The sequence below is a fragment of the Endozoicomonas sp. ONNA2 genome, assembly GCF_024606365.1.
In the GTDB taxonomy this organism is placed as follows: Bacteria; Pseudomonadota; Gammaproteobacteria; order Pseudomonadales; family Endozoicomonadaceae; genus Endozoicomonas.
Window position 1 is genome coordinate 1 of record NZ_JAHHPO010000483.1, and the last position, 2,637, is coordinate 2,637.

The window sequence follows — 2,637 nt, forward strand, 5'->3', positions numbered from 1 at the left end:
AAAGCTGGAACCACTTGTGCTTTTGCGGGCAGCGGGTGGCGGGAAGCGGGAAGCGGGCGGCGGCATTTTCCCGGACTGAACAAAATGATGAAGTTATTCGGGGACAATTCCTAAGTAATCACGCATTTCAGAACTCAGGGGAGGGAAACACCTCAAAGCTGTGTTTACTGGATAACACAGAGCCTTTCTTCTGTTCCCCTACTCATCCGCCGGTTCAGCCAATGACTGGGATGCCCAAAACGCTTCCTCATAGGTGGTACAGCCCAGCCGGGTTGCGATGGTCAGCGGGCTGGAATCAAAAGCCGTGAGGCCGTTGATCTTCGCCCCGGCGTTGATCAGGATTTTCATGCACTCGAAATTGTCTCTCGCATTAGCGGCGAACAGTGGGGTGACGCCAAGCCGAGTCCGGGTGTTGAGATTCGCTCCTTTCTCGAGCAGGAGTAGCATGCTCTCGGAATTGCCTCTAAAGGCTGCTATGTACAGCGGGGTGACGCCATTCGATAAAGTGGCATTGGGATTCGCCCCTGCGTTGAGCAGGAGTTTTACACTGTCGGTACAGCCCTCCTGGACTGCGATGGACAGCGGGGTGGAGCCATCTTTGGTTCGGGGGGCGTCGACATTCACCCCTTTGTTGATCAGGAGTTTCACAATGTCGGTGTGGTTGTTTTGAGCAGCGAAGAACAGCGGGGTAGCGCCACTCTCAGCCTGAGCGGCGTTGACGTTCGCCCCCTGGTTAATCAGGTGTTCGGCGACGTCTGAGTACCCCTTACTGGATGCCATCATTAAGGCAGTAAAATCATCCTTCATAACGGCATTGACATAGACTCCTTCTGCCAGTGACTTCTTCACCTGATCCAGGTCCCCGTTAAGACAGGCATTATAAAACGTCTCATCGGGGAAAAACTTATCCGGGTGAGATTCACCGGTCGTCATATTCAACGCAGGGAACGGGTTTTGTAGGCAAAACCCGCAGAAGTCTATGGGATGAATAACAACTTGCCTCTTAGGACAGTCCAGATGGGAGAGTTGGCCACAGCTGGATGGACATTTGAGGTCGATGTGCACAGGCGCCACAGTGCTGCCGTGGATCTTACCGTGACAGAGACAACAGATATTGGCCTCCGACGTTATGTCAGTGCTCATGGGAGAGGGGGGGGGTAATGGCATCCATAAGAAGAACCTGTTCGTTATTCAATAAGTTGTGTGGGTTAGACACAAAAAAAGTATGATGGTTCAGTTTTATGGCTATTAAGTTTGCCTGGGAGGCTGACCGAGAATAGCGCCCGTCTGGGCGACCCCGTAGCGAGGACGGCAGAAAATTGAGGATGAAAATTCGGTTTTGCATGGCAGCAAGAGGGTGAACAACTTCGGATACCATCAGTCAAGAGTATGCCTATCAATGTTCTGGGTTTCATGAACCGGGGCAACAACCTCTTGAGGTAAGCGCGGAACAGCATTCGCTTGATGAATGAAAGTCGTTCAGGCCGAATGCCATTCTTGCTAACAACCTTGTCAGTCAATCAAACCACAGATATTGGTAAAATACAGTTCATCAAAACCGGTCACCAATATCTATAAACAAACAAGGAGGTTTGATTATGAATGGTCCTATATCCTCGCTCCCAGCTACTCTGGATACTTCTGTATTTTCTGCTCCTGCCGAAAACAGCAAACGTTCCTTATTGTCACGCGCCGGAAGCGCTGCTGGCAAGGCCATTGCAATGCCATTTCCATTGCCTCAACGGTGGTAAATGGTGGTGTTTTTGCTGCCTATTACATTACCACCATGGCGGCTACCGGGCTTGCTTCCGCCGGAGGTACTGTCTTTGGCGCGGTCAAAATTGCCGCAGATATTGCCGGTGGAAAACCACATAAAAGCCTTCATGAGTATACCATCACAGCCGGCCGGGAGACTTACAACTATATTTCCCGCCTGTACCATACACTGCCAAAACATGGATCTGAAGCCATATTCGGCGGTATTGCCATTTTTGCGGTAACTACCCTGGTATTCCTCGCAGGAGGAGGAGGATCTGGTCTTGGTGATTTGATGCGCATTACTCACGATGACAATCCTGGCAGAACTGATTATAACCCTTCAGGCATCAAGGCAGCAATGCATCCATACAGACCCTCTATTCTCCTTGGGCGTAACATCATGGGGAAAACTGCCGAGGTGCTGAATCGTAGCAAAGGTGTTGACTAAAATTCACCAATCCCTGTTTATGTCCGGGGGTAAGGCTTATTGCTTTACCCTTGGGCTGCATAGACAACAAAGGTCCAATATATATATATATTGGAGGTTCATGGCCCAATGGCACTGACTTAAGAGTGAAAGCCTTGCCATACCTAGGCTTTAAGACACCCTGTGCTTTGTGGTTCCAATTCAAATCTCTCAACCTCGGTATCAATCCCCATGTTTGCGGGGCTTTTAAGCTTAAGTCAGTGCCATTGGTTCATGGCCTGGCTGAGTGCTCTGACGATGAATGGCCCGCCTTCAAGCGTTATGTGGCACTCAGTCGTTGTTCAGCCATTGCGCTGTGGATAATTTTTCTTGAAAGTCTCCTGCCCCATGGCGTCGATTTGCTGGTCAATCATAAGGCTGGTTCAAGGGAGTGCAGGTCTTACCTTTTATGC

The 2,637-nt window shown here is 50.1% G+C and carries 3 protein-coding genes; 2 read left to right on the plus strand and 1 reads right to left on the minus strand.

What is annotated here, in order from left to right; translation table 11 throughout:
* Positions 1 to 198 precede the first annotated feature (198 nt).
* Positions 199 to 933 carry an ankyrin repeat domain-containing protein gene (locus tag KDK14_RS08745; RefSeq protein WP_257264708.1) on the minus strand — a complete coding sequence of 245 codons (735 nt, stop codon included), beginning with the start codon at positions 931 to 933 and terminating at the stop codon, positions 199 to 201.
* A gap of 601 nt (positions 934 to 1,534) precedes the next feature.
* Between KDK14_RS08745 and KDK14_RS08750 the strand changes: the two genes are divergently transcribed.
* Positions 1,535 to 2,206 (plus strand): hypothetical protein, encoded by a 672-nt coding sequence (locus KDK14_RS08750; RefSeq protein WP_257264709.1) that lies wholly within the window; start codon positions 1,535 to 1,537, stop codon positions 2,204 to 2,206.
* A 239-nt stretch (positions 2,207 to 2,445) separates the two neighbouring features.
* Positions 2,446 to 2,637 (plus strand): hypothetical protein (locus KDK14_RS08755; RefSeq protein WP_257264710.1); only part of this gene is annotated, 192 nt, incomplete at its 3' end.